Origin of the sequence: Roseovarius sp. MBR-6 (assembly GCF_040547525.1) — a bacterium.
GTDB lineage: Bacteria > Pseudomonadota > Alphaproteobacteria > Rhodobacterales > Rhodobacteraceae > Roseovarius.
Genome location: NZ_JBEPPW010000059.1, coordinates 1 through 2,136, shown reverse-complemented (window position 1 = coordinate 2,136; position 2,136 = coordinate 1). Strand labels below are relative to the sequence as shown.

At 58.6% G+C, this 2,136-nt stretch carries 3 protein-coding genes; all 3 read right to left on the bottom strand.

Annotated features, from left to right (window positions below; all coding sequences use genetic code 11):
• Window positions 1-159 precede the first annotated feature (159 nt).
• Genes ABIE57_RS20430 through ABIE57_RS20420 form a run of 3 tightly spaced genes read right to left on the bottom strand, consistent with a single transcriptional unit; the run spans window position 160 to window position 2,038 of the window.
• Window positions 160-684, bottom strand: a complete 525-nt coding sequence (locus tag ABIE57_RS20430; protein WP_354540875.1) for a hypothetical protein — start codon at window positions 682-684, stop codon at window positions 160-162.
• The gene (locus ABIE57_RS20425; protein ID WP_354540874.1) at window positions 684-1,742 is read right to left on the bottom strand and encodes a restriction endonuclease; all 1,059 of its coding nucleotides are present in this window, start codon (window positions 1,740-1,742) and stop codon (window positions 684-686) included. The genes ABIE57_RS20430 and ABIE57_RS20425 overlap by 1 nt, the downstream gene beginning before the upstream one ends.
• Window positions 1,739-2,038: a restriction endonuclease subunit S domain-containing protein gene (locus tag ABIE57_RS20420; RefSeq protein ID WP_354540873.1), complete on the bottom strand. Its 300-nt coding sequence runs from the start codon at window positions 2,036-2,038 to the stop codon at window positions 1,739-1,741. Before ABIE57_RS20420 ends, ABIE57_RS20425 begins: the two co-directional genes overlap by 4 nt.
• Between the last annotated feature and the right edge of the window lie 98 nt (window positions 2,039-2,136).

The window sequence follows — 2,136 nt, the reverse complement described above, 5'->3', positions numbered from 1 at the left end:
GCTGCCTCACGGCAACGCGTCACCGGTGGGCGGATAGCCCGGAACAGGTGGGCGCATGTTGTCGGAATGGGTGGGCGGATGTTCCGGAATACGCATTAAATCTCTGAAATTCTGTATCCGGCACCCAGAATAATGGGTGGTGGAGGGGGTCTCTTGCGGTCATGGCATTGCCTCGGCTGCTTCAAATTGTTCAGCCACTTCTTGCAAATTACCCTCCAGCTCAAATGCTGCCATTGTTTTGCAAAACAGGGTTGCAAGTGCACAACCGAGACGGTTCATGTCAGCACGCCGCAATCGAAGCCGCCTTCCAGCTATAGGAACGATCTGACCTGTCAGAAACCCATTCTCGTTCAGTGGCCTGATCTGACGACCGTCACCATGAGCAACGGCGTTGCGAATGCTGGTGAAAAAATCAAATGCCGTCATCTCGGGTAAATCTTGCACCAACCAAGGTGCGTCACTGACCCGCGCCGCCTGTAAGGCAATTCCTACTTCTCGTGCCTGCACATCGTCGGGGCCATTCTGATTAGCCGGTGTGCGCGCACGCTGAACAACCCAGCAAACGATGGTGGTGAAAAGCGCATAAGATTCCGTCGCCTTGTAGTCTTCCTTCGTGCTTGTCAGCATTTCAGCAAGACGGCGAACGGTCTCGTACTCGGCGGCGTGTTCCTGTATCTGTCCCATTAGCTCGCCCCTCCCGTCATCGGAGCCCAAATCTGCTTCAAGGGCAGCTTGGCGCGGGTCTCGTCGGAGAGCTCGCCATAGGTACGGAAAAGCGCCTTCAGAAGGTCGGGCATCTGCCAGAGGCGGAGCTTGAAGAAGTTGCTGTCCAGCTCCTTCTGGGCAACGGCGTTCACGCCGCCGATGCTGACCAAAAGCCCTGTCTGTGCTTGGCTGTTCGAGACTGAGCCGATCAGGCGCAGCACTACGTCATGGTTGGCCGCGCCGTCACCGGATTTCACCTGCACGCAGATGCGATCCTCGCCAAGGCCAAGCGTGCCGCCTGCGGCCAGAATATCGACGCCGCCATCGGCTCCGGGCGGGGAAACTTTGGTGGTGTAGCCTTCGACGCGCATGATCTCGGCCACCAGATCGGCCAGGGCATGGCCTGCGAACTCGGACTTGATCAGCGAGATGATCTGCTGGTTGGCAATGTCCTCGATGTCGGTCTGGTAGTCTTCGGCATCGGTCTCATCGTCCTCTGCGCCGTTGACGGGCAAGGGCTTCGGTGCCTGCCCCTGCTTGCCCAGAAGCGCGCCAGGGTCTGTGCCGGTCGCAAGGACGGCCTGCACCCGCTCAAGCGCGGAATTGCGCTTGATCTGGCAGATGGTCATGAACGCCCCGAAGGAGTGTCGCAGGTCTTGCTTGAAGGTGTCGCGGGGCAGCGACTCTTCCTTCCATTCGACGGTGCGCGCGTGCTTGAAGTCGCTGTCACCGTCGAACTGATAGCCGCCCGTCACGATCCCGATGGCCACGCCATTGGTGACCTTGCGCGGCATCACCACATAGTCGCCGATCTCGATCCGGTTCACGAACTGGTTGAGCTGAGCCGCGAAGTTGCGCAGGCGGTTCTTGCCCTGATCGGGCATCACCTCTTGGAGCTGCATCAGCACGGCATCCCGATCCGCGCAGGCGCTCAGATCGCCGACTTCCAGAAAGCCAGGGAACAGCTTGCTCTGGTCGATAGCCGCTAGCTCCCGCTCCCCATGTGCCCCTGCCCTGACGATCCATAGTTTGGTCATGCCCGCATCGCCTCCTCGATCTCATCAAGGCGACGGTCGGGCTGACCTTGCTTGCCCCAGGTCGCCACGTCGATTTGGCCGGTGACAGCGGCGGTGATCAGGGCGGATCGGTATTCTTTGAGGCGTCCGACAGACTGCTCCGTTGCTTCAGAAATTTTAGTGGTGCGAGCCAGACTAGCATCAATCTGATCCAGGATCGTCGTTTGCTCTTGCCAAGGCGGAATCGCAAATAACATACTCTTTAAGAAGGGCATTCGTACCGAGTCCACAGTTGATTTCGCAGACCACTGCGTCATTTGTAGGTGTCACATCCCGGAAGGTAGTATGGCTTCTTCCTGAACAACTGCGGCTTGAGTTTGTGCCAGTCCTTCATCGCCTGCAAGGGCGACCTGCT